Raw genomic sequence first — 19,223 nt, forward strand, 5'->3', positions numbered from 1 at the left:
TTGACTAAACGAGGAGCGCGATCATGGTTCTGAAAGCCTTAGCACTGAACGCAACTTTGAAAACCGGCTCCAGTGAACCATCCTCGACGGATCGAATGCTTTCTCTTGTGGGAGAGGCTCTCGCGAGGGAGAAGGTGGAGATGGCGACGATCCGTCTCGCCGACCATAATATTCTGCCGGGCGTCAAATCGAACGAGGGTGCGGCGGATGCATGGCCAGGAATCCGTCGTATGATCCTTGAGGCCGACATTCTGATCCTCGGCACGCCGATTTGGATCGGACAGCCATCGAGCGTGGCAAAACGCGCGTTGGAACGTATGGATGCCTTTCTGTCGGAAACGGACGAACGGCATAGGATGGTGTCGTACGCTCGCGTCGCCGCGGTGGTAGTCGTCGGCAACGAAGACGGCGCTCATCATGTATCCGCGGAAATCTATCAGGCCTTGAACGATGTCGGTTTCACGATCCCAGCCAACGCTGTCGTCTACTGGGTGGGGGAGGCGATGGGCAGCACCAATTTCATAGATCTGGAGGCAGTTCCAGACAAGGTCACCAGCACGGTAAACATGCTGGCACGCAATACCGCCCATCTCGCGCGATTGTTGAACGAAAGCCAATATCCCGGCATCGGCAATTGATCTGCCGACGCCTGCCAAAGGAAGGATTGCGAGCCTCAGGGATCGCGGCCAAAATCCTTGCGGAGTTCAGTTTTTGCTTTCTCCAACGTTGCGCGCCGGGATTTCGAGAGCTGATCGCCCGCGCGATTGATATAGAAGTTCAACATCGACATGGCGGATCGAAACGGACTGGATTTGCGGCGGTTGCTCTTTTCAGCGGATTCTTTGAGTGAATCGGCAATTTTCTTGGCGCTGCGTTCGTTGAATACGCCTTTCTTCAGGTCCATGGCATCACTGGTCTCATTGACGCGCTGCGACCATTTCTTCGATTTACCTTTGGGCATTGCTGCATTCCTCGTTGAAATTCGCGGTGCCGCCAGCAACCCCGAGAGGCTGAGCTTGCCGGCGCTGGAATCCCAACAAGCCAGCTGCCGTCATGTTCCCCGTCATGGGCGCGCACATCGGCATCAAGCCCGTAGATTTCCCTAGGGCAATCTTGAAGAGACGACAGGCAACATTAGTTTTGTGGTCAGAACCTGTCGCGCCTGACCGAAACAATGGTTGCCGAGGGAGCTGCCGATTGAGCGAAACCGAACGCGAGCTTCGCTATGCGTCCTGGCATAAGGATGCCGTCATCTACCAACTCCATGTGAAGTCGTTCTTCGACGCCGATGGAGATGGATTTGGCGATTTCGTGGGATTGACGCGCAGACTGGATTACCTGGCATCGCTCGGTGTCAACGCGATCTGGCTTTTGCCGTTTTATCCATCTCCCCGCCGTGATGACGGCTATGATGTGCTCGACTATGAAAGCATCAGCCCCGAATTCGGCACGCTCGACGATTTCAAGAGGTTCGTGGAGGCCGCCCATGCCCGCAGGATGCATGTCATTACGGAGCTGGTCCTCAACCATACTTCCGATCAGCATCCCTGGTTTCAGCGTGCCCGAGACGCGCCGGCCGGGTCGCCGGAGCGGGATTTCTACGTCTGGTCGGAGACCGACGACAAGTTCGCGGAAACGCGCATCATTTTCGTCGATAGCGAGAGATCCAATTGGACCTGGGACCCGGTTGCAAACGCCTATTTCTGGCATCGCTTCTATTCCCATCAGCCGGATCTGAACTATCACAATCCTGCCGTCATCGAAGCGGTTTTGGATATCATGCGTTTCTGGCTCGATCTTGGCGTGGACGGCTTTCGCCTCGACGCCGTTCCGTATCTCGTGGAGCGAGAAAACACCAATAACGAGAATCTTCCTGAAACGCACAGGCTGCTCAAGCACATCAGAAAGACGCTCGAGGCAAGCTACCCCGGCGTCATACTCCTCGCAGAAGCAAATCAATGGCCGGATCAGGCACGGGACTATTTCGGAACAGGGGATGAATGCCACATGGCCTTTCACTTCCCGCTGATGCCGCGAATCTTCACCGCGGTTGCAATGGGAAATTCCCAGCCGATCATCACCATGGTGCAGCAAACCCATGGCATCCCCGAGGAATGCCAATGGGCCATTTTCCTCAGAAACCATGACGAGTTGACCTTGGAAATGGTCACCGAGGCCGAGCGTAATTTTCTTTGGGACACCTATGCTTCCGACGAACGCGCCCGATTGAACCTCGGCATCCGGCGCCGCTTGTCACCGCTCATGGATCAGGACCGGCGTCGCGTCGAGCTTCTCCACATGTTGCTGTTCTCCTTGCCCGGTAGCCCTGTGCTTTACTATGGCGATGAGATCGGCATGGGCGACAATGTCGATTTAGGAGATAGAGATGGTGTTCGCACACCGATGCAATGGTCCAGCGGCAAGAACGCCGGATTTTCCGGCGGCGATCCAAAGGCCCTCGCACTGCCGCCCATCGATAATCCCCGTTTCGGTTTCCGGGTGATCAACGTCGCCGCGCAGGAGAAGGACCCGCATTCGCTTCTAAATTGGGTCCGTCACATCTTGGCAATCCGATCGGCGCATCAAGCCTTCGCAAGGGGCGCAATTTGCTTCGTGAGCACAGAAAATCCGGCCGTCATCGCCTATGTCAGAGAATATGCCGGTGAATGCGTTCTCTGCGTCGCGAACCTGTCAAATATCGCTCAGGCTGCCATGCTCGACTTACATCAATATTCAGGCAGCCGTCCCAAGGAGCTGTTTGGGAAGACGGCATTTCCGACTGTGGGCGAGCATCGTTATCCCATCATGTTTCAGCCCTACGGTTACTTCTGGTTTCAGCTGAAGCGCTGATCGAGGTGAGGTTTCCAGCCAACAAAGCATTGTCGGCTCACCCTTGTTCCTCCTTTTGAGAACGGCAACTCTGGTTGCACGACGATCTTCGCCTCATTCAGCGGTGACTGGCCAAAGGCTTATCGCAGGACGTTGCGACCATCTGCCGGGGACGGATCAGGCGCGTCTGGCCGAGTTCAACGCGCCGTCCACGACTACATAGGGCGGGAGCTCCAGATTCGAGCGGAAATCGTCTCCGACATAATCGGTGTCGATGATCGACCGCCGTCGCAACTCGGGCAGCAGTCCGTTCACCAGCAGATCCTCCTGGTCCGGATTGCCGAAGCCGTGCAGGGAGAGAACATCGAGAATTCCGGCCTGAAAGCGCTCCTCGATCGCATCGGCAAGCTGCTCGGGCGTGCCGGCGACCGACCAGTGGCCGGTTTCCTGCGCCTGAATGATGAGCTGCCGCAAGGTCAGTCCCTCACGCGCATAGCGGCGGAAGATTTCCACGCGTCCGCGCCGCCGGTTGATGCTGGTAACCTCGGGCAGGAGCGTTTCCGGCAGGGGCTTGTCGAGCGGCAATTCGGATAGATCGAGATCGCCGCCGAGCATATCAGCCAGTTTCAGGCGCCCCTGCTCGTAGTCGATCCGTTCGTGCTTTTCCTTCAGGCGCCTGGCGACGTCTGCGTCTGAATCGCCGATCACCGAGTGGAAGGAGTTCATGATGAAGGGCAGGCCTGCCGCGCGCCCGAAGCTTGCTGCGCGGCGGCGTAGCTCGGTGGCAAAAGCGACAGCATCCTCAAGCTTGGGCTGAGAGGTATAGACCACCTCGGCATATCGCGCGCCGACGGTGACGCCGGCTTCTGACTGGCCCGCCTGAAACTGGACGGGACGGCCCTGCGGCAAAGGCGGCACGTTGAGGGGGCCGTCGACCCGGAAGTGCTTGCCGCGATAGTTGATCGGATGGAATTTTGCCGGATCGATACCGATTGCCCCGGACGCCTTGCGTTCGGCGGCATTGCGTTCATTGGCATCATAAAGCGCATTGACGATTTCGATGAATTCCGCAGCGCGCTCGTAGCGCTCCTCCGGACTTGGCAATGTCTCGCCGAAGTTCTCTTCGCCGACCGAGGAGGTCACGGCATTCCAGCCGGCGCGCCCGCCGCTTGCATGATCCAGCGTGCCGATCTGGCGTGCCAGATTGTAGGGATAGTGGAAAGTCGTCGAGACAGTAGCGATCAGGCCGATGTGGGATGTCACCTGGCTCAAGGCGGCAAGCGCGACGATGGGCTCCTGGATGCCGGCGGTTCCGGCAAGTCCCGCCGGATCGATATGGAGCAGGTCGGCCGTGAACAGCCCGGTGATCTTTTCCGCTTCCGCCTTGCGGGCGAGTTCGACGGCACGCTTGATGCCGGTGACGGGACTTGTGTCGTTTCCGGCGGAAATGACGCTGCTTGCTCCGGTCAATGTCTTCAGGCGTCGGGGACGATTGTGGGTCATCGCGAATTTCCTTGGTCGTTTGAAATTCCGGTCTGCGCCGGTGTGTGAATTGTGTTTTTCAGGGCAAGGCCGGAACCGCCTCGATGAGCGTGCGCGTGTAGCTGTGATGTGGCCTGGTGAAGACATCCTCCACCGCGCCCGCTTCGACGATGCGTCCCTCCTTCATCACGAGAACACGGTCCGTCAGGTGATGGACGACGCCGAGATCGTGGGAGATGAAGAGGAGCGACGTTCCGGAGGCCGCTTGAAGTTCGGCCAGGAGATCGAGCACCTGCGCCTGCACCGATACGTCGAGCGCACTGACCGGCTCGTCGGCCACGAGAAGACGCGGGCGCGGTGCAAAGGCGCGTGCGATCGCGACGCGCTGACGCTGGCCGCCGGAAAGCTCGCGTGGATAGCGCTTCAGGAACGCCTCGGTCAGACGAACCGAGTCAAGCACCTCAAGCACGCGTTCGCGGCGCGCTGCGCCGAAGATGCCGGCGCTATCGAGGCTTTCGCCGATGATCTTCTCGACCGTATAGCGCGGATCGAAGGAACTGAGCGCATCCTGCGCGATGAGCTGCATGCTGGAGCGCCTGGAGCGGCGCGCGGCCTCCGTGACATTGCTCCAGCCGCCGCCGTCAAGACGAACCGATCCGTGATCCGGTTCGACGAGGCCGAGAACGATTTTCGCGACCGTCGTCTTGCCGGAACCGGATTCACCGACGATGCCGAGGGCTTCGCCGGCTGCGAGGTCGAAGGAGACGTCGTTGACGGCGAAGATGCCGCCCGATCCGCCATAGCGTTTGATGAGATTGCGGGCTGACAGAATGTGGTTGTGGCGATCGATTGCCTTTGCAGGCAGGGGGACGCGTTGCCATGCATTTGGCCTGGGCGCGGCTTGCACCTGCTCGCTCTCCGCTTGTGTGACGGACGCCGGCGATAGCCGGAACCCCTTGGAGGCGGCCGAAGGCACGGCATCCAGCAATTGCCGTGTATAGGGATGGCGAGGGGTCTTCAATATCTGTTCCGTCGAACCCTCTTCGACAATACGGCCGTCGTTCATGACGAGCACGCGATCGGCAAGATGGGAGACGACGGCCAGATCATGGCTGATCAGGAGAAGCGTATGGCCGGCCTTGCGCCGTTCGAGAAGCAGGTCGAGGATCTGCTTTTGAACCGTCGCATCCAGTGCCGTCGTCGGCTCGTCGGCGATCAGCAGTGAAGGCCCGCGTGCTATTGCCGTGGCGATGAGAGTGCGCTGGCGCAAGCCGCCCGAAAGCTGATGCGGGTATTGCGGCAGCCGCCGATCCGGATCGGGGATGCCGACCGACTGCAGCAGCAGGCGGCTGTCTTCGCGTCGATCGGGCCGGCGAAAGAGACTGCGCCCTCCGAAGGCGTCGGACAGTTGCTGCGAAATCCGTCTCAGCGGGTCGAGGGAGATGAGGGCATCCTGAAGAACGAAGCCGATTTTTTCGCCGCGAAGGCGCTGCCATTGCCTTTCATCGAAGTCGCGAACATCGTTTCCATCGATATCGAAACGGTCGGCGCCGACAACAGCATCCGGGCCGGCAAGACCGATGATCGAGCGCGCCGTCACCGATTTTCCGGAGCCGGATTCTCCGACAAGCGCGACGGCTTCGCCCTTGTCGATCCTCAGGTCGATGCCGTGGACCACCCTGTTGTCGCGGCCGTCCCGAGGAAAGCCGATCGTCAGATTGCGGATGTTGAGTACCGGGGTCACGATGGCCTCCTGCCTTCAAATGCAAGTTGCCAGCGTCTTCCAAGCACGCTTATGGAGATGACCGTCAGCGTAATGGCGAGACCTGGCCAAACGCCGATCCACCACGCCACGCGAAGATAATTGCGTGCCTCCGCCAGCATTGCTCCCCATTCCGGGGCGGGCGGCTGCGGACCCATGCCGAGAAAACTGAGGCCTGCGGCCTGTATGATCGTGGTCCCGAGACCGATCGTTGCCAGGATGGGCACCTGGGCCAGCGCATGCGGCAGGATATGGCGGGCCACCAACACGCTGCGTCTCAGTCCGAATGTTCTTGCTTGCTCCACATAACCGCTTTTGGCGATCACGAAGGTCTGCGCGCGCACGACCCGTGCAAAGCGCGGCACGGAGGCGAGGCCGAGTGCGAAGATGAGGTTGATCGTGCCGGGTCCTGTAAAGGAGATCAGCACGAGAGCCAAAAGCAGGTCCGGGAACGACGAAATCACGTCCAGAAAGCGCGAGATGGCCTCATCGACGAGACCGCGGGCAAGGCCCGACAGAAGCCCGAGAAAGGCTCCGGCGATCGCCGCGATGGCTACGGCGCTGACGCCGATGAGGATGGAGTAACGCGCGCCGTAAACAACCCGCGAGAAGACATCTCTGCCGAGATGATCCGTGCCGAACCAATGTTGCGTCGACGGCGGCAGCTGCGCCTGCAAGGGATCGGCGGCGATCGGATTGGCGGCGGTCAGAACGTGCGGCCAGATGGTTGCGATCGCCACTAACAGCAGGAAAATCGCCGAAAGGGCAAGCCCAGGATTTGCGACGCGCCAATAAAGTCGCTGTTGGCGCTGATCGGTTTCCTGTTCGGGAGACGAGGAGACGCTCAATGGCCGGCCTCCGCATTCTGATTGCGCAGGCGGGGGTCGAGCAGAAGGTAAAGCACATCGACCAGCGTGCTGAGGATGACGTAGATGAAGGCCGACAGGATGGCGACGGCGAGCACGACTGGCAGGTCATGCGCCAGCACGGCGTCGACTGTAATCCGCCCAAGCCCGGGTCTGCCAAACACCGCTTCGGTGATGACGGCGCCGGACAGCAGATTGCCGACGAGCCAACCGGCAAGCGTCACGGCGGGAAGTGCGGCGTGCCGCAGGCCGTGACGCAGCCTCAGCACGAAGTCATTGGCGCCCCAGCTCTTTACCGTCAGCATGAAGGGTTCTTCCAAGGCCCGTTCGAGCCCTTGGCGAAGCACCTGTCCGATGACGGCGCCGAGCGAAAGACCAAGCGACAGGGCCGGCAGGACCAGCGCCGAAAACGTCCGGTCACCGGCGACCGGAAAGATCTTCAAGGTGAAGGAAAATATGAACAAGAGCACGATGCCGAGCCAGAAGGACGGCGTCGAGATGAGGATCAGTTCAAGACTGCCCGCGATGCTGCGCGGCAGCCGACGGCCGGCCGTCAGCAGGGCGCTAGCAACGGCAAAGACGATGGCAACGACGAGAGCGGCCGCAGTAAGCTTCAATGTCGGCAGCATCTGCGATAGAACGAGGCCGGAAACATCCGTCTGCAGGATATAGGACCGTCCGAAATCGCCATGTAGAATACGCTGGAGATAGGTCAGATATTGCGTCAGCAACGGCTTGTCCAAGCCCCATTCAAGGCGGATGGCCGCTTCTACCTCCGGCGTGCGCAATTGCTCGCCGATCAACAGGCTGACAATATCGCCGGGCGCCAGATGAATGCTGATGAAGCTCAGCGTCACCGCTGCCCATAGGACCGCGATGGCCGATCCAATTCGCACGAGGATCTGCGATGTCAGGCTGTTGCGCTTCAGCCGGCGCCTGCGTGAAAACCATGCCGAAGGGCTCTGGTCGAAAGCCGTCGTATTGTCAGCGGTCATGCTCGGTCACTCCTCCACCGTCCCCGACCACTTGCGTTGCCGGGGATGTGTTGACGGTACGGTTCATTCGCTGCGCCAGATGTCGTAGGCGCTCTCCGGCAATTGCTTGAAGGGCCGGAAGCTGATGCCCTTCACATAGCTTGCAGCCGCCACCTGGTCCTCGGGCTCATAGAGCGGCAGGGCATAGGCCTGGTCGAGAATGGCGAAGCGCTGCAGCTTCGAATAGAGATCGAAGCGCTTCTTCTGGTCCAGCGTCGAAGCGGCCTCGTTCAGCCATTGCGACAGTTCGGGTGCGAAGGCGCGGCTGTAATTGATGCTGCCGCCCTTATCGAGCGGCAGATAGTGATACTCGATGTCGATCGCATCCGTCGGCGTATTGGAATTAGCGATCGAGCCGAACTGACCGGTCTTGCGCCGATCGGTATAGGTGCCGGCATCCACGAAGACGATCTTGAGGTCGATGCCGGCATTCTGGCGTGCCTGTGCCTGCAGGGCCTGCAGCAGGACGTCACGCTGATCGCGCACCGTCGCCTGAGCCTGGATGACCTCGATGGTCAGCCGCTTGCCGTCCTTCGTCCTGAAGCCATCGGCGTCCCGCGCGTTCCAGCCAGCCTCGTCAAGGAGCGCATTTGCCGCTTTGGGATCGGGTTTATATGCCGCCTCGATGCTCTTGTCGTAGAATTGCGGATCGATCGGCGATGTGATGCCCCATGCGCGGGTGCGTTCTCCGCGATAGACGGCTTTCAGCACCGCATCGACGTCGATCGCTGATATCAGAGCCTTGCGCACCTTGAGATCCTGGGTCGGTCCCCAGGTGACATTGAGGAACAGCGAATAGGGCGTGCCGGTATTGAGGGCCGTCTGGTAGCTGAAGTCCGAATTGTCCTTGAAAAGGCTGGCATCGTTGCCGGCGATCCCTTCGATCACGTCGACCTGGCCGGAGGTGAGTGCCCCGGTCCGAACGGAAGATTCGGACAGGAAGCGGTAGGTCACCTCGTCCAGATAGGCCGGGCCATTATGAGCCGACGTCTTGGGTGCCCAGTTATAGGCTGGATTCTTGACGAACTGAATGTCCTGTCCCTTGGCATAGCGCTTCAGGATGAAGGGACCGGTTCCCGCGATCTCCGGTCCGCCGGATTTCAGCTGCGTCGAATTGAAGGCCGCGGGCGAAAGGATTTCCAGGCTCGCGGCATAATCGAGAAAGGGCGCATAGACCTGGTTCAACGTGAAGGAGACGGTATGGTCGTCCAGTGCCTTTGCTTCGACGGTGCGCGAGACCGGGCCGGCGCTCACGCTGCCGCTATAGGCCGCGTCCTTGAGCTTGGTGAAATTGGTGATGACTGCCTGTGCATCAAGCTTCTGCCCGTCGGTGAAGGTGACATTGTCACGAAGCTTGAACGTGTAAGTCTTGCCGTCGTCGGAGATCTTGTATTCGGTCGCAAGCCAGGGAACGTAGCCACCATCTGCAGTGCGCGCCAGCAGCGACTCATAGGCGTTGCGCAGCAGCAGCTTGGTCTTGTCCTGTCCATTGAGCTGAGGATTGAGCGTGGCCGGCTCCGTCTCGACGCCCCATGTCAGCTTGCCGCCGCTGATCGGCGTGCCGTCCCCAGCCATGCCAAGGCTTGGCAGCGCCCCCGTCACCAGCATGGCTGCCGTTAGGCCGAGAAAATGTCTGCGCATAAGCATTCCGAGTATCTCCTTGAAATATTCTCTTTGAAAGGAACAGCCGCGGCTCAGGCTGGTTGATCGAGCCAGATGTCGTAGGCGTTTTCGGGAAGGCGCTTGAAGGGACGGAATCCCACTCCCTTGACGGCAGCCGTTGCTGCAATCTGATCTTCGGGAACATAGAGCGGCAGGCCGAGCGCCTGCTCGCGGAGTGCGAAACGCTGCAGCGCCGAATAGATCCCGAAGCGCTTCTTGACGTCGAGCGTGGAGGCTGCCTCGGCAAGCCAGGCGGATATTTCAGGCGCCACGGTGCGGCTGTAATTGATCGATCCACCCTTCTCGCGAGGCAGATAATGAAAATAGAGGGTGAGGCCGTTTTCCTGCGTCGTGGTCGAATTCGGAATGATGCCGTATTGGCCGTCGTTCTGCCTGTTCGTATAGGTTCCGGCGTCGACATAGCGCAAGGCGACATCGATGCCGGCATTCTGTCTGGCCTGTGCCTGGACGGCCTCGAGAAGAACGTCGCGCTGATCGCGCAAGGTCGCCTGCGACTGGACGATCTCGATTGTCAGCCGTTTGCCGTCCTTCGTCCGGATGCCATCGCCGTCTCTGCTCGTCCAGCCGGCCTCGTCGAGCAATCTGTTGGCGAGATTGGTATCGAAGCCGTAGCTGCCTTCGATACCCTTGTCGTAGAAATCCGTGTCGGCAGGCGTCAGGACACCCCATGCGCGCTTGCGTTCGCCGCGGTAGACGGACTGAATGATCCGCTCGACATCGATCGCCGCAAGAAAGGCCTTGCGTATCTTGACGTCGCTCGTCGGGGTATTGGTGACATTCAGGTAAAGCGTATAGGGCGTGCCGGTATTTAGCGCGCTTTGATAGGTGAAATCGGAATCGTCGCGGAAAAGTGCTGCGTCATTGCCGGAAATGCCCTCGATGACATGCACTTGGCCCGAGGTCAGCGCGCCGGTGCGGACCGCGGATTCGGGTAGGAAGCGATAGACCACTTCATCGAGATAGGCCGGCCCCTGATGACCCGCATTGCCGGGAGCCCAATTATAGGCCGCGTTTCGAATGAAACGGATTTCCTGACCTTTGACATAGCGATCGAGGATGAAAGGGCCGGTGCCCGCGATTTCGTGCCCGCCTGCCTTTAGTTGCGAAGAGGAAAATGATTTCGGCGAGAGGATCTCGATGCTGGTCGCGCCATCGAGGAAAGGCGCATAAACATCGTTAAGCTTGAGTACGACCGTGTGAGGATCGAGCGCGATCGCCTCGGAAATGTGGGAGACGTGACCGGCACTGATGCTGCCGGAATAGATCGGCTCTTTCAGTTTCAGGAAGTTCGTTACGACGGCTTCAGCGTCGAATTTCTCCCCGTCGCTGAAGATCACGTCATCGCGGAGGTTGAAGGTATAGGCCCTGCCGTCCTCGGATACCGCATAGTCTTTCGCCAACCATGGCACGTAGCCGCCATCCGGGGAGCGGGCGAGAAGGCATTCGTAGGCATTGCGCAGGATGAGTTTCGCCTTGGCCTGGCCGTTCAGATGCGGATTGAGCGTGGTCGGTTCCGTTTCGACGCCCCAGATCAGGGACCCGCCGTGCGCCGGCTTGTCATCCGCCAGCGTTTCGGCCGCTTGCAGTCCGGTGGACAGAGACAGAGCAGCAATCGCTGAACTCTTCAAAAAATCTCTTCTGGTTACCACGGTATTCTTTCCCATGTCATTTTGGCCCATGTCATTTTGGACCGCCTCCCAATCAGGCCGCAGCGGCCTTGCGCGTGCCGGCCAGCAATTCGATGGTGCTGAGACGGTGCGCACCTTCGGAAACCGGGCAGTCGATCACAAATTCTTCGATGCCGAATCCCTTGTGCAGGCGCTGCAGTTCCAGATGGACGTCGGCCGGCGTTCCTCGAATGACCCGTGGGCTTCTCTCCTCGATCCGATAATCCGTCGCGCCCGCCTGGCGAACATATTCGAGCGCCTGCTCGTGGCTGCCGACATTGACGCTTTGTCCATCCTTGATTTGCAGGTGGAACCGGCGTGTATCGCCTAGGAGGCTGTTGGCAACTGAGGCCGTCTGCGCCGTTACGACGCTGACGGCGAGCAGTGCAGTTTTGCCACCCGCCTGCCGGTAGGCCGACAGCGACTGCGAGATCGCTTCGTCGTCACCATGGATGTGACCCGCATAGACAAAGCCCCAGCCGAGACGAGCGGCCAATCTCGCGCTGTCCGGGCTCGCGCCGAGCAGGAAGCGGCCGGGCGGCTCGTCGGGCGCGGGAAAGGCGGCAAGGTCCTCTGCTTTGCGTTCGGCGTCCTGTTCATGGCGCAGGAAACCATCCAGTTCGGCCAGCTGCGCTTCGAACGATGGCTTGCGCGAGGGATCATATGCTTTCTGAAGAGCACCAGTCGAAAGCGGAAGACCGCCTGGCGCTTTGCCGACCCCAAGGTCGACACGTTCCGGCGCTAGCGCCGCCAGCAGGTTGAAGTTCTCGGCAACCTTGTAGGCGCTGTAATGCTGCAGCATCACGCCGCCGGAGCCTATACGGATGCGCCTCGTATGTGCCAGCAGGTAGCCGATCAATACTTCGGGGGAAGAGCTTGCAAGTTTGGGGGAGTTGTGATGCTCGGCAACCCAGAAGCGCCGATAGCCCAATTCTTCGGCTCGTCTGGCAAGCGCCAGGCTGCGCTGTAATGCTTGCGACGCGCGTTCGGCGCCGTCAATCGGGCTCTTGTCGAGAAAACTCAGGGCGTAAGACATCTGTCCTCATGTGGCATCGGCAACATCAATTGCTATAATCTATATTTTTAATAGATTATTAGATCGAGCAATGATGTTTTAATCGTCGCCTGCACAATGAAAGATCATGCCGTGCGACATCCTCCTGAAATTATACGTCCTGAGGCAGCGAAGCATTGGATGATCGAGAGACGGCAGGGTCGATCGGTGGGTTCCCGATGATAGGCTTCAGCTATCGGTAGGAGGCATTCCCGTGGCTGATATGTCGACCACGGGAATTTTCGTCCGTCGGCAAGGACTGGGCATTGGATCTTCGGCTACGGAGGTGAGTGAGATGGATTTGCCTAAACATCCTGACGATTATCGGAACCAAAAGCGCACGCTCGCGTAGATTTAGACGACGAGCCTTCGTTCGGTTCTGGCGAGGAGCGGAATGCCCTGAACCGTTTCAATACCCAGGAAGGGTAATTTGCTTTCCACGGCGACACGCAGAGTAACTTCGAAAGGAGGACCTGATGTCGAATTATACACCTTTGGTCCTGTTTTTCATCTCTGCGGGGCTGCTGATTTGCATGATTGGAATCGGCTTGGCTTCCCTTATTCAGTGAAAATATCCCGGTGACGCCTCTGGATGTGCGGAATCTGGTGGTCGTGACCAAAGAGGGTCGAGAACAACTGAACGATTGAAGCCGGAATCCGGGAAATGCCGGGCGTCAATTGCTGTTAAGCGAATTTCGGCCCCACCAGCGACATCGGATTTTCCTGGAAGGATCGAAAGCGTGTTATGGATATTCGCGTCAATGCTTCTAAGCAGGGTGAGTAAGGCAATCGAATTTTTCCATCAGTTATCGGAGCCGCTTTGGAATCGTTGCGCTTCCGTTAGTGAGATGCTCTCCGTAGAAGTTGCAGCCTCGGACGCGAAACATGGGACGACATGGGCATATCACGGTTAGAGAATGGCAGTCCGCGCAAAATCAGTCTCTATGAGGAGCTCTTTGGGCGGCTGAAGGCCGAGATTCTCGATGGGGCAGTGCCCGAGGGCGCAGTGCTGACCGAGGCTGCCCTTGCGGACCTGATAGATAGCAGCCGGGCGCCGGTACGCCAGGCGCTGCAGCTCCTCTTCGAGGATGGATTGATCACACGGTTTGACGGTCGCGGTTTTATTGTCGGCAAGACGGGGACTCTTCCGAAGCGGATCAAACTTGCGGACTATCTCGGCAAATTGTTCGCTGAGGATGACGACAGGCCAGTCTTCGCCTGGCAGGCGCTCTATGAAGATGTCGAAAGCATCGTTGTCTATCGCTCCTTCTTCGGCCGTTATCGCATCAATGAAAACGAGCTCGCACGGCATTTCGGCGTCGGGCGTGGGGTAGCACGCGATGTGTTGCTGAAACTTGAAACGCTCGGCATTACGGAGAAGGACGATAATTTCCGCTGGTCGATCGTACCGCTCGATAGCCAGCGCATTCGCGACCTCTACGAGGTGCGCGAGCAAATCGAGCCGGTGGCGCTCGCAAGCGCCTTGGGCGGACTTTCGGCAGAACATGTCGATGCGATGCTGTCACGGCTGGCACTGGCGCTCGCGGATTACCCCGATGTCTCGGCCTCGACCATGTACGAACTGGAACTGGACCTTCATCTGCGCAGCTTGCAGGCTTGCCCGAACAAGGAGTTCCTGAGCATCCTGAAGCGGACGCATTGCATCCTGACCCTCAGCAAGCACATCGTCGGCAGCCGCATCAAGAGGCCGGAATACGAGCCGTTTCTTGCGGAGCATATCGGTGTCTTCAAGATGGTGCAAAAGCGGGACGAGGAGGGACTTCGCAAAGCCATGCGCGATCACATCAGCAATTCGCAGCCCAATGTGCAGGCGCGTGCTGCTTATATCCGCGAGCACTATCAGCCGGACGAATACAGTTTCATCCTCTAATGCGCTACGGCATCACGTGATGGCGCCGACCTGCCAGGGAACGAATTCATTGTCGCCATAGTCGAAGGTCTCGCTCAGCGTCTTCTTGCCGGAGGCGACAGCGATGATTTCCTCGAAGATACGTTCGCCCGCCGCCTCGATTGTGTCGTCGCCACTAACGATGTCGCCACAGTTGATGTCCATATCCTCGCGCATATGGTTGTACATCTCGGTATTGGTGGCGATCTTGACGCAGGGTGCCGGCTTGAAGCCGGAGACGGAGCCTCGGCCCGTCGTGAAGCAGATCACATTGCAGCCGCCGGCGACCTGGCCGGTGACGGCAACCGGATCATAGCCGGGCGTATCCATGAAAACGAAACCAGGTTCGTCGACAATCTCCGAATATTCGTAGACGGCCTTCAGCGGCATAGAGCCGCCCTTGGCGACCGCCCCGAGCGACTTCTCAAGGATGGTCGTCAACCCGCCGAGCTTGTTGCCGTAGGAGGGGTTGTTGTTGAGCTCCGCACCGTTGCGGCGGGTATAGTCGCGCCACCAGTCGATCCGGGAGAGCAGCTTTTCGGCGACCGCGGGCGTGACCGCTCTGCGCGTCAGCAGATGTTCCGCGCCATAGATCTCCGGCGTTTCCGCCAGAACCGAGGTGCCGCCATTTCGCACGAGGAGATCGGAGGCATAGCCGAGCGCCGGATTGGCCGAAATGCCCGAATAGCCATCGGAGCCGCCGCATTCCAGCGCGAGCTTGATGCCGGAAAGCGACTGGACGGTGCGCGTGGCGGAATTGACCTCCGGCAGCATGTCCTTGATCATCTCCGACGCGGCGGCGATCGTCTTGCGGGTGCCGCCGAGATCCTGGATCGTCATGGTGCGCAGTCGATTTCCCTCCTCCAGCTTGTAATGCTCCAGGATGGGGGCGATCTGATTGGTTTCGCAGCCAAGCCCGATCATCAGGATACCGCCGAAATTCGGATGCCGCGCATAGCCCTGCAGGGTACGGGCCAGGTAGCGATAGCCCTCCGACTGGGTGTTGATGGCGCAGCCGCCGCCGTGAGTGAGCGCCACCACGCCATCGACATTGTCGAAGCCCTCGAGCCCGCCGGTGCGATTGAAATGTTCGGCGATATATTTCGAGACGGTTGCCGAGCAATTGACCGTCGTGATGATGCCGATGAAATTGCGCGTCCCAACGCCGCCTGCGCCGCGGTCGAAGCCCATGAAGGTCCGACAGTCCTCGCGCGGCAGCATGCCGGTCTCTTCGATATCAACGCTGAACTGATAGGGATGATCGGATTCGATCACCGCCAGGTTCTGCAGATGGACGTGGCCGCCGGCGGGGATGAACTGTGTCGCGACGCCGATCGGCTGGCCGAATTTGCGGATCTCCTGGCCGGCCTGGATGTCGCGAACCGCCACCTTGTGGCCACGCGGGATCTGGTCTGCAGCAATCAAGCCGTCGATGCCGGTCGGGCTGCCGGCGCGGATCATCACGCGAGCGACCGCGACATCGTCGATTGAGTTGAGCAGGATGACAGGCGAAACGGCGGACATGGGAAGTTCCGTATGGTTGGATTAATGTCTATTGCTAGCAATAGACAATTATTCGAGGGAAGACGTCAAGCAAGATCGACGGAGCGGGCAGGGCTTGCTTTCAGTCGCGGGGTTGGCGCGCCAGCCAGGCGGAAAGATCGGCTTCCGCACGTTCGAGCGCGCTATGGTTGAGAAGTTTTCTTAAGAAGGCCACGGCAACCGCGCGCGCTCTCAAATTGAAACGGCCATCATCATCCTGACCGCCGAGCGGCTGATAGACGCCGAGTTTCACATAGAGCTGCTGCAATCGGTTCTGGACGCTGCGGACCGAGAGATTGCGCCTCTGGGCGATGGCGCGATCGGTCAATCCAAGAGCGATATCGATCAGAATCTCATATTCGGCCTCGGTGAACCCGTTGACATTGCCGAGGCTCTTTTGCTGCATGCCGCGCACTTCGCGGTCGATCACGCACTGGCTTTCGATGAAGATGCTGCGAAGCGCCAGCTTCAGGCGGTCGTCCGAGGCCGATTTCAGGACATAGCCATAGACGGCGCCGGCAGGCACGATGCGCGAAACGCCGCGAACATAGGCCTCGTCCGAATAGTTCGACCAGAACAGGATGCGCGTCTCTGGTCGCTCCTTCCAGATCGTGCGGGCCGCCTCGATGCCATTGCGCTGGCTCATCTGCAGATCCATGACGATATGGGCGGACTTCAAATCGCGCGCCAGCCGTTCGCCCGCATTGCCGTTTTCCGCCTCCAGCACGCCGTCGCATTCGGGAAGTGCAGCGCGGATCGCCTCATTGAGATAGGAGCGATGGAGCGGGTCGTCCTCGATGATCAGAACCTTCATGCGGCAGCTCCTCCAGCCGTTTGCGCGATGGCAGGCAGGCTGACACTGACGATCGTTCCAGCGGCCGCCACAGCCGCCTTGATCGTGAAGCGCGCTGAAATCAGGCGCGCACGCGTCCGCATGTTTTCTATACCGCCGCCGGATAATCTGCGGGTATTTCCAAGGCCGACACCGTCATCGACGACATCAATGGTGACCGCACCCTCTGCCGCTTTCAGATGAACCGCGATGCTCTCAGCCTGGGCATGGCGAATGGCGTTGTTGATGGCCTCCTGTGCGATGCGGAACAGGGCAATCGACACCGATTGTTCAAGACAGTCGATCGCGCCGCCAGTCTCGTCGTTCAGTGTCCAAGTCAAAGTCGCGCCGCTCTCCTGGATTGACCGTTCGAGATGGTTTTCGATCGCCTGCGCAAAGCCGAACAGTTGAAGGACGGAAGGCTTGGCCTCTTCGATGATCTGGCGAAGATCGTGCATGCTGTGCTGCAAACCGCGAAAGAGCGGCTCAAGTGCCTCGCCGGTGACATCGGGCTGTCGGGCAAGCCGTTCCAGCCGCCGGGAGAGGCGGGTCAGATCGGCGAGAATTTGGTCGTGCAGGTCCATGCCGATGCGCTGACGCTCCGCTTCCAGCGCTTCGGTCAGCTTCAGAGCGCCGAGACGAAGCCCCTCCTCGCGGGCGCGGGCCTCCGCTTCCACGATTGCCGAGCGTTTAGCCTGGTCGGCCGCGCGGATAGCGAAAAAATGGGGTGCTAACAGATCGGCAATCACGCGAGCGCTTTCGACGTGCTGCATGGTGTAGAAGCTGGTCTGATGGCTTGAGCAGGAAAGCGCGCCGATGACATGACCCTGTACTTTCAGCGGCACGTGCAGACGGCTATGCAGCGATTGATGAAAGATCGGATGCGAGAAAGCGCCCTGAAAATGGAATTGCGGATCGTTCCAGGCATCGTCGGTTAAGAGGTAGTCTGTCTCGCCCCAGAGAAGCGTGCGGATGGGGCTGTTGCTCACGGGTGCGGGAAAGCGGCGACCCCAGTCCGTTTCCAGTCCGCTTTCATAGGCGGTATGAAATTGCTCGTCCGTCAGGATGATGCAGACGTCGAGATGGTCATGCGGGATGACATGGCTGATTTCGGCGGCGACGGCCTGGATGACCGAGTGAAAGTCGAGCTGACCTGCAAGAAGCCTCGATGTATTGAGATAGTGGTCGAAGACCGATTGCGGCGCCAGATCGCGCAAGGACAAGCCCTCCCAGGCAATGCGCCGACCTCTGCTCCTCCGGCCGCGCAGCATGCAAATTTCCGACGCTATTAAGCGCCGATCCGAGCGATCCGTCTTGCGGACTTGCGCATCTTTTCTGCGGGATCCCGCAAGCTCCCGCCCTTTAAGCGCCTGTACAAGCGTCACAATCTCGGACATCCTGTTTCTACTGACAGGGCAACCTTCAGTGCAAATATTATTTTCGATCGTTCGTTGAGGAGCGCGCTCGGAAATCTTGGCCTGGAAGATGAAGTACAGGCGCTTTGGGAGGAAAAAATGAATATTGCCAAGATGCTTATGGCATCCGCCGTCATCGCTTGCGTTGCCGCGCCGGGTGCTGCTTTTGCAGATACGTCATCCAAGAAAATTGCCTTGTCGAACAATTATGCCGGCAACTCCTGGCGCCAGGCCATGTTGACGAGCTGGCAGAAGGTGACGGGCGAAGCGGTCAAGACCGGTGTCGTTGCCGCCGCTGATCCGTTTACGACGGCTGAAAACCAGGCAACTGAGCAGGCCGCCCAGATCCAGAACATGATCCTGCAGGGCTATGATGCGATCGTCATCGATGCTGCCTCGCCGACGGCGCTGAATGGTGCGATCAAGGAAGCATGCGATGCCAAGATCGTCGTCGTTTCCTTCGACGGCATCGTCACCGAACCCTGCGCCTGGCGCATTGCCGTCGATTTCAAGGGCATGGGTGCCAGCCAGATCGAGTATCTCGCCAAGAAGATGCCGAAGGGCGGCAATGTGCTTGAGATCCGCGGGCTCGCCGGCGTCTCCGTCGATGACGAGATCTCAGCCGGTATCCATGCGGCTGCCGCCAAATATCCGCAGTTCAAGATTGTCGGCTCCGTCCATGGTGATTGGGCGCAGGACGTCGCGCAGCGCGCCGTTGCCGGCATTCTGCCGAGCCTTCCCGATATTGCCGCAGTCGTGACTCAGGGCGGTGACGGTTATGGTGCCGCCCAGGCTTTCGCCGCCGCCAAGCGCCCCATGCCGACGATCGTCATGGGCAACCGCCAGGATGAACTTGCCTGGTGGAAGAAGGAGAAGGATGCCAGCGGCTACGAGACCATGTCCGTCTCGATTGCCCCCGGTGTGTCCACACTCGCCTTCTGGGTCGCCCAGCAGATATTGGATGGCCAAGAGGTGAAGAAGGACTTGGTCGTTCCGTTCCTGCGCATCGATCAGGACAATCTCGAAACCAATCTCGCCAACACGCAGGCGGGCGGTGTCGCGAATGTCGAATATACGCTCGATGACGCCAAGAAAGTCATCGCCGCGGCGAAGTAACCGATATTTACGAGCCGTAGAGACGGCGCCGC

14 protein-coding genes and 1 pseudogene are annotated in these 19,223 nt (G+C 59.4%); 4 read left to right on the plus strand and 11 right to left on the minus strand.

All coding sequences use genetic code 11. The features are described from left to right. The first annotated feature begins 23 nt into the window (after positions 1-23). Positions 24-638 carry a flavodoxin family protein gene (locus AC13RM_RS16700; protein WP_440478946.1) on the plus strand — a complete coding sequence of 205 codons (615 nt, stop codon included), beginning with the start codon at positions 24-26 and terminating at the stop codon, positions 636-638. A gap of 35 nt (positions 639-673) precedes the next feature. Here the strand turns inward: AC13RM_RS16700 and AC13RM_RS16705 are convergent, their stop codons facing one another. Continuing rightward, positions 674-961 (minus strand): DUF3175 domain-containing protein, encoded by a 288-nt coding sequence (locus tag AC13RM_RS16705; protein WP_113228829.1) that lies wholly within the window; start codon positions 959-961, stop codon positions 674-676. Between the two features lie 236 nt (positions 962-1,197). On the opposite strand from AC13RM_RS16705, the pseudogene treS reads away from it, so the two are divergent. Continuing rightward, positions 1,198-2,844 (plus strand): annotated as a pseudogene (gene treS, locus AC13RM_RS16710) (maltose alpha-D-glucosyltransferase); the annotation flags it as partial. 162 nt (positions 2,845-3,006) lie between these two features. Here treS and AC13RM_RS16715 read toward each other — a convergent pair. From AC13RM_RS16715 to AC13RM_RS16745, 7 genes are all read right to left on the minus strand, one after another. Further along, on the minus strand, positions 3,007-4,332 hold the full coding sequence (locus AC13RM_RS16715; RefSeq protein WP_440478947.1) for an NtaA/DmoA family FMN-dependent monooxygenase: 1,326 nt from the start codon (positions 4,330-4,332) through the stop codon (positions 3,007-3,009). Between the two features lie 58 nt (positions 4,333-4,390). Beyond that, positions 4,391-6,058, minus strand: coding sequence for a dipeptide ABC transporter ATP-binding protein (locus AC13RM_RS16720; protein ID WP_374820547.1), 1,668 nt, complete (start codon positions 6,056-6,058; stop codon positions 4,391-4,393). Continuing rightward, positions 6,052-6,921: an ABC transporter permease gene (locus AC13RM_RS16725; RefSeq protein ID WP_374820328.1), complete on the minus strand. Its 870-nt coding sequence runs from the start codon at positions 6,919-6,921 to the stop codon at positions 6,052-6,054. The genes AC13RM_RS16720 and AC13RM_RS16725 overlap by 7 nt, the downstream gene beginning before the upstream one ends. Beyond that, the gene (locus tag AC13RM_RS16730; RefSeq protein ID WP_440478948.1) at positions 6,918-7,934 is read right to left on the minus strand and encodes an ABC transporter permease; all 1,017 of its coding nucleotides are present in this window, start codon (positions 7,932-7,934) and stop codon (positions 6,918-6,920) included. The genes AC13RM_RS16725 and AC13RM_RS16730 overlap by 4 nt, the downstream gene beginning before the upstream one ends. A gap of 63 nt (positions 7,935-7,997) precedes the next feature. Next, the gene (locus AC13RM_RS16735) at positions 7,998-9,620 is read right to left on the minus strand and encodes an ABC transporter substrate-binding protein (RefSeq protein ID WP_488555317.1); all 1,623 of its coding nucleotides are present in this window, start codon (positions 9,618-9,620) and stop codon (positions 7,998-8,000) included. Positions 9,621-9,667: 47 nt separating this feature from the next. Then, a complete protein-coding gene (locus AC13RM_RS16740; RefSeq protein WP_374820334.1) occupies positions 9,668-11,320 on the minus strand; it encodes an ABC transporter substrate-binding protein in 1,653 nt (550 codons plus the stop codon). 37 nt (positions 11,321-11,357) lie between these two features. Next, positions 11,358-12,359 (minus strand): MsnO8 family LLM class oxidoreductase, encoded by a 1,002-nt coding sequence (locus tag AC13RM_RS16745; protein ID WP_285174982.1) that lies wholly within the window; start codon positions 12,357-12,359, stop codon positions 11,358-11,360. A gap of 913 nt (positions 12,360-13,272) precedes the next feature. Between AC13RM_RS16745 and AC13RM_RS16750 the strand changes: the two genes are divergently transcribed. Beyond that, positions 13,273-14,268 carry a GntR family transcriptional regulator gene (locus AC13RM_RS16750; RefSeq protein ID WP_285174984.1) on the plus strand — a complete coding sequence of 332 codons (996 nt, stop codon included), beginning with the start codon at positions 13,273-13,275 and terminating at the stop codon, positions 14,266-14,268. 12 nt (positions 14,269-14,280) lie between these two features. Here AC13RM_RS16750 and AC13RM_RS16755 read toward each other — a convergent pair whose 3' ends face one another. From AC13RM_RS16755 to AC13RM_RS16765, 3 genes are all read right to left on the minus strand, one after another. Then, positions 14,281-15,810: a UxaA family hydrolase gene (locus AC13RM_RS16755; protein ID WP_440478951.1), complete on the minus strand. Its 1,530-nt coding sequence runs from the start codon at positions 15,808-15,810 to the stop codon at positions 14,281-14,283. A 100-nt stretch (positions 15,811-15,910) separates the two neighbouring features. Then, positions 15,911-16,642: a response regulator gene (locus AC13RM_RS16760; RefSeq protein ID WP_374820339.1), complete on the minus strand. Its 732-nt coding sequence runs from the start codon at positions 16,640-16,642 to the stop codon at positions 15,911-15,913. Then, positions 16,639-17,877 (minus strand): GAF domain-containing sensor histidine kinase, encoded by a 1,239-nt coding sequence (locus tag AC13RM_RS16765; protein ID WP_488555318.1) that lies wholly within the window; start codon positions 17,875-17,877, stop codon positions 16,639-16,641. Before AC13RM_RS16765 ends, AC13RM_RS16760 begins: the two co-directional genes overlap by 4 nt. Positions 17,878-18,174: 297 nt before the next feature. Here AC13RM_RS16765 and AC13RM_RS16770 point away from each other — a divergent pair, with 297 nt between their 5' ends. After that, positions 18,175-19,191, plus strand: a complete 1,017-nt coding sequence (locus tag AC13RM_RS16770; protein ID WP_374820343.1) for an ABC transporter substrate-binding protein — start codon at positions 18,175-18,177, stop codon at positions 19,189-19,191. Positions 19,192-19,223: the final 32 nt, after the last annotated feature.

It is taken from the genome of Martinezella sp. CNPSo 3732 (assembly GCF_057784515.1).

Bases quoted from the DNA above. Each gene is read 5' to 3' on its own strand.
- AC13RM_RS16700 (WP_440478946.1), top strand. From the start codon at position 24: ATGGTTCTGAAAGCCTTAGCACTGAACGCAACTTTGAAAACCGGCTCC.
- AC13RM_RS16705 (WP_113228829.1), bottom strand. From the start codon at position 961: ATGCCCAAAGGTAAATCGAAGAAATGGTCGCAGCGCGTCAATGAGACC.
- AC13RM_RS16715 (WP_440478947.1), bottom strand. From the start codon at position 4,332: ATGACCCACAATCGTCCCCGACGCCTGAAGACATTGACCGGAGCAAGC.
- AC13RM_RS16730 (WP_440478948.1), bottom strand. From the start codon at position 7,934: ATGACCGCTGACAATACGACGGCTTTCGACCAGAGCCCTTCGGCATGG.
- AC13RM_RS16735 (WP_488555317.1), bottom strand. From the start codon at position 9,620: ATGCTTATGCGCAGACATTTTCTCGGCCTAACGGCAGCCATGCTGGTG.
- AC13RM_RS16740 (WP_374820334.1), bottom strand. From the start codon at position 11,320: ATGGGAAAGAATACCGTGGTAACCAGAAGAGATTTTTTGAAGAGTTCA.
- AC13RM_RS16745 (WP_285174982.1), bottom strand. From the start codon at position 12,359: ATGTCTTACGCCCTGAGTTTTCTCGACAAGAGCCCGATTGACGGCGCC.
- AC13RM_RS16750 (WP_285174984.1), top strand. From the start codon at position 13,273: ATGGGCATATCACGGTTAGAGAATGGCAGTCCGCGCAAAATCAGTCTC.
- AC13RM_RS16755 (WP_440478951.1), bottom strand. From the start codon at position 15,810: ATGTCCGCCGTTTCGCCTGTCATCCTGCTCAACTCAATCGACGATGTC.
- AC13RM_RS16760 (WP_374820339.1), bottom strand. From the start codon at position 16,642: ATGAAGGTTCTGATCATCGAGGACGACCCGCTCCATCGCTCCTATCTC.
- AC13RM_RS16770 (WP_374820343.1), top strand. From the start codon at position 18,175: ATGAATATTGCCAAGATGCTTATGGCATCCGCCGTCATCGCTTGCGTT.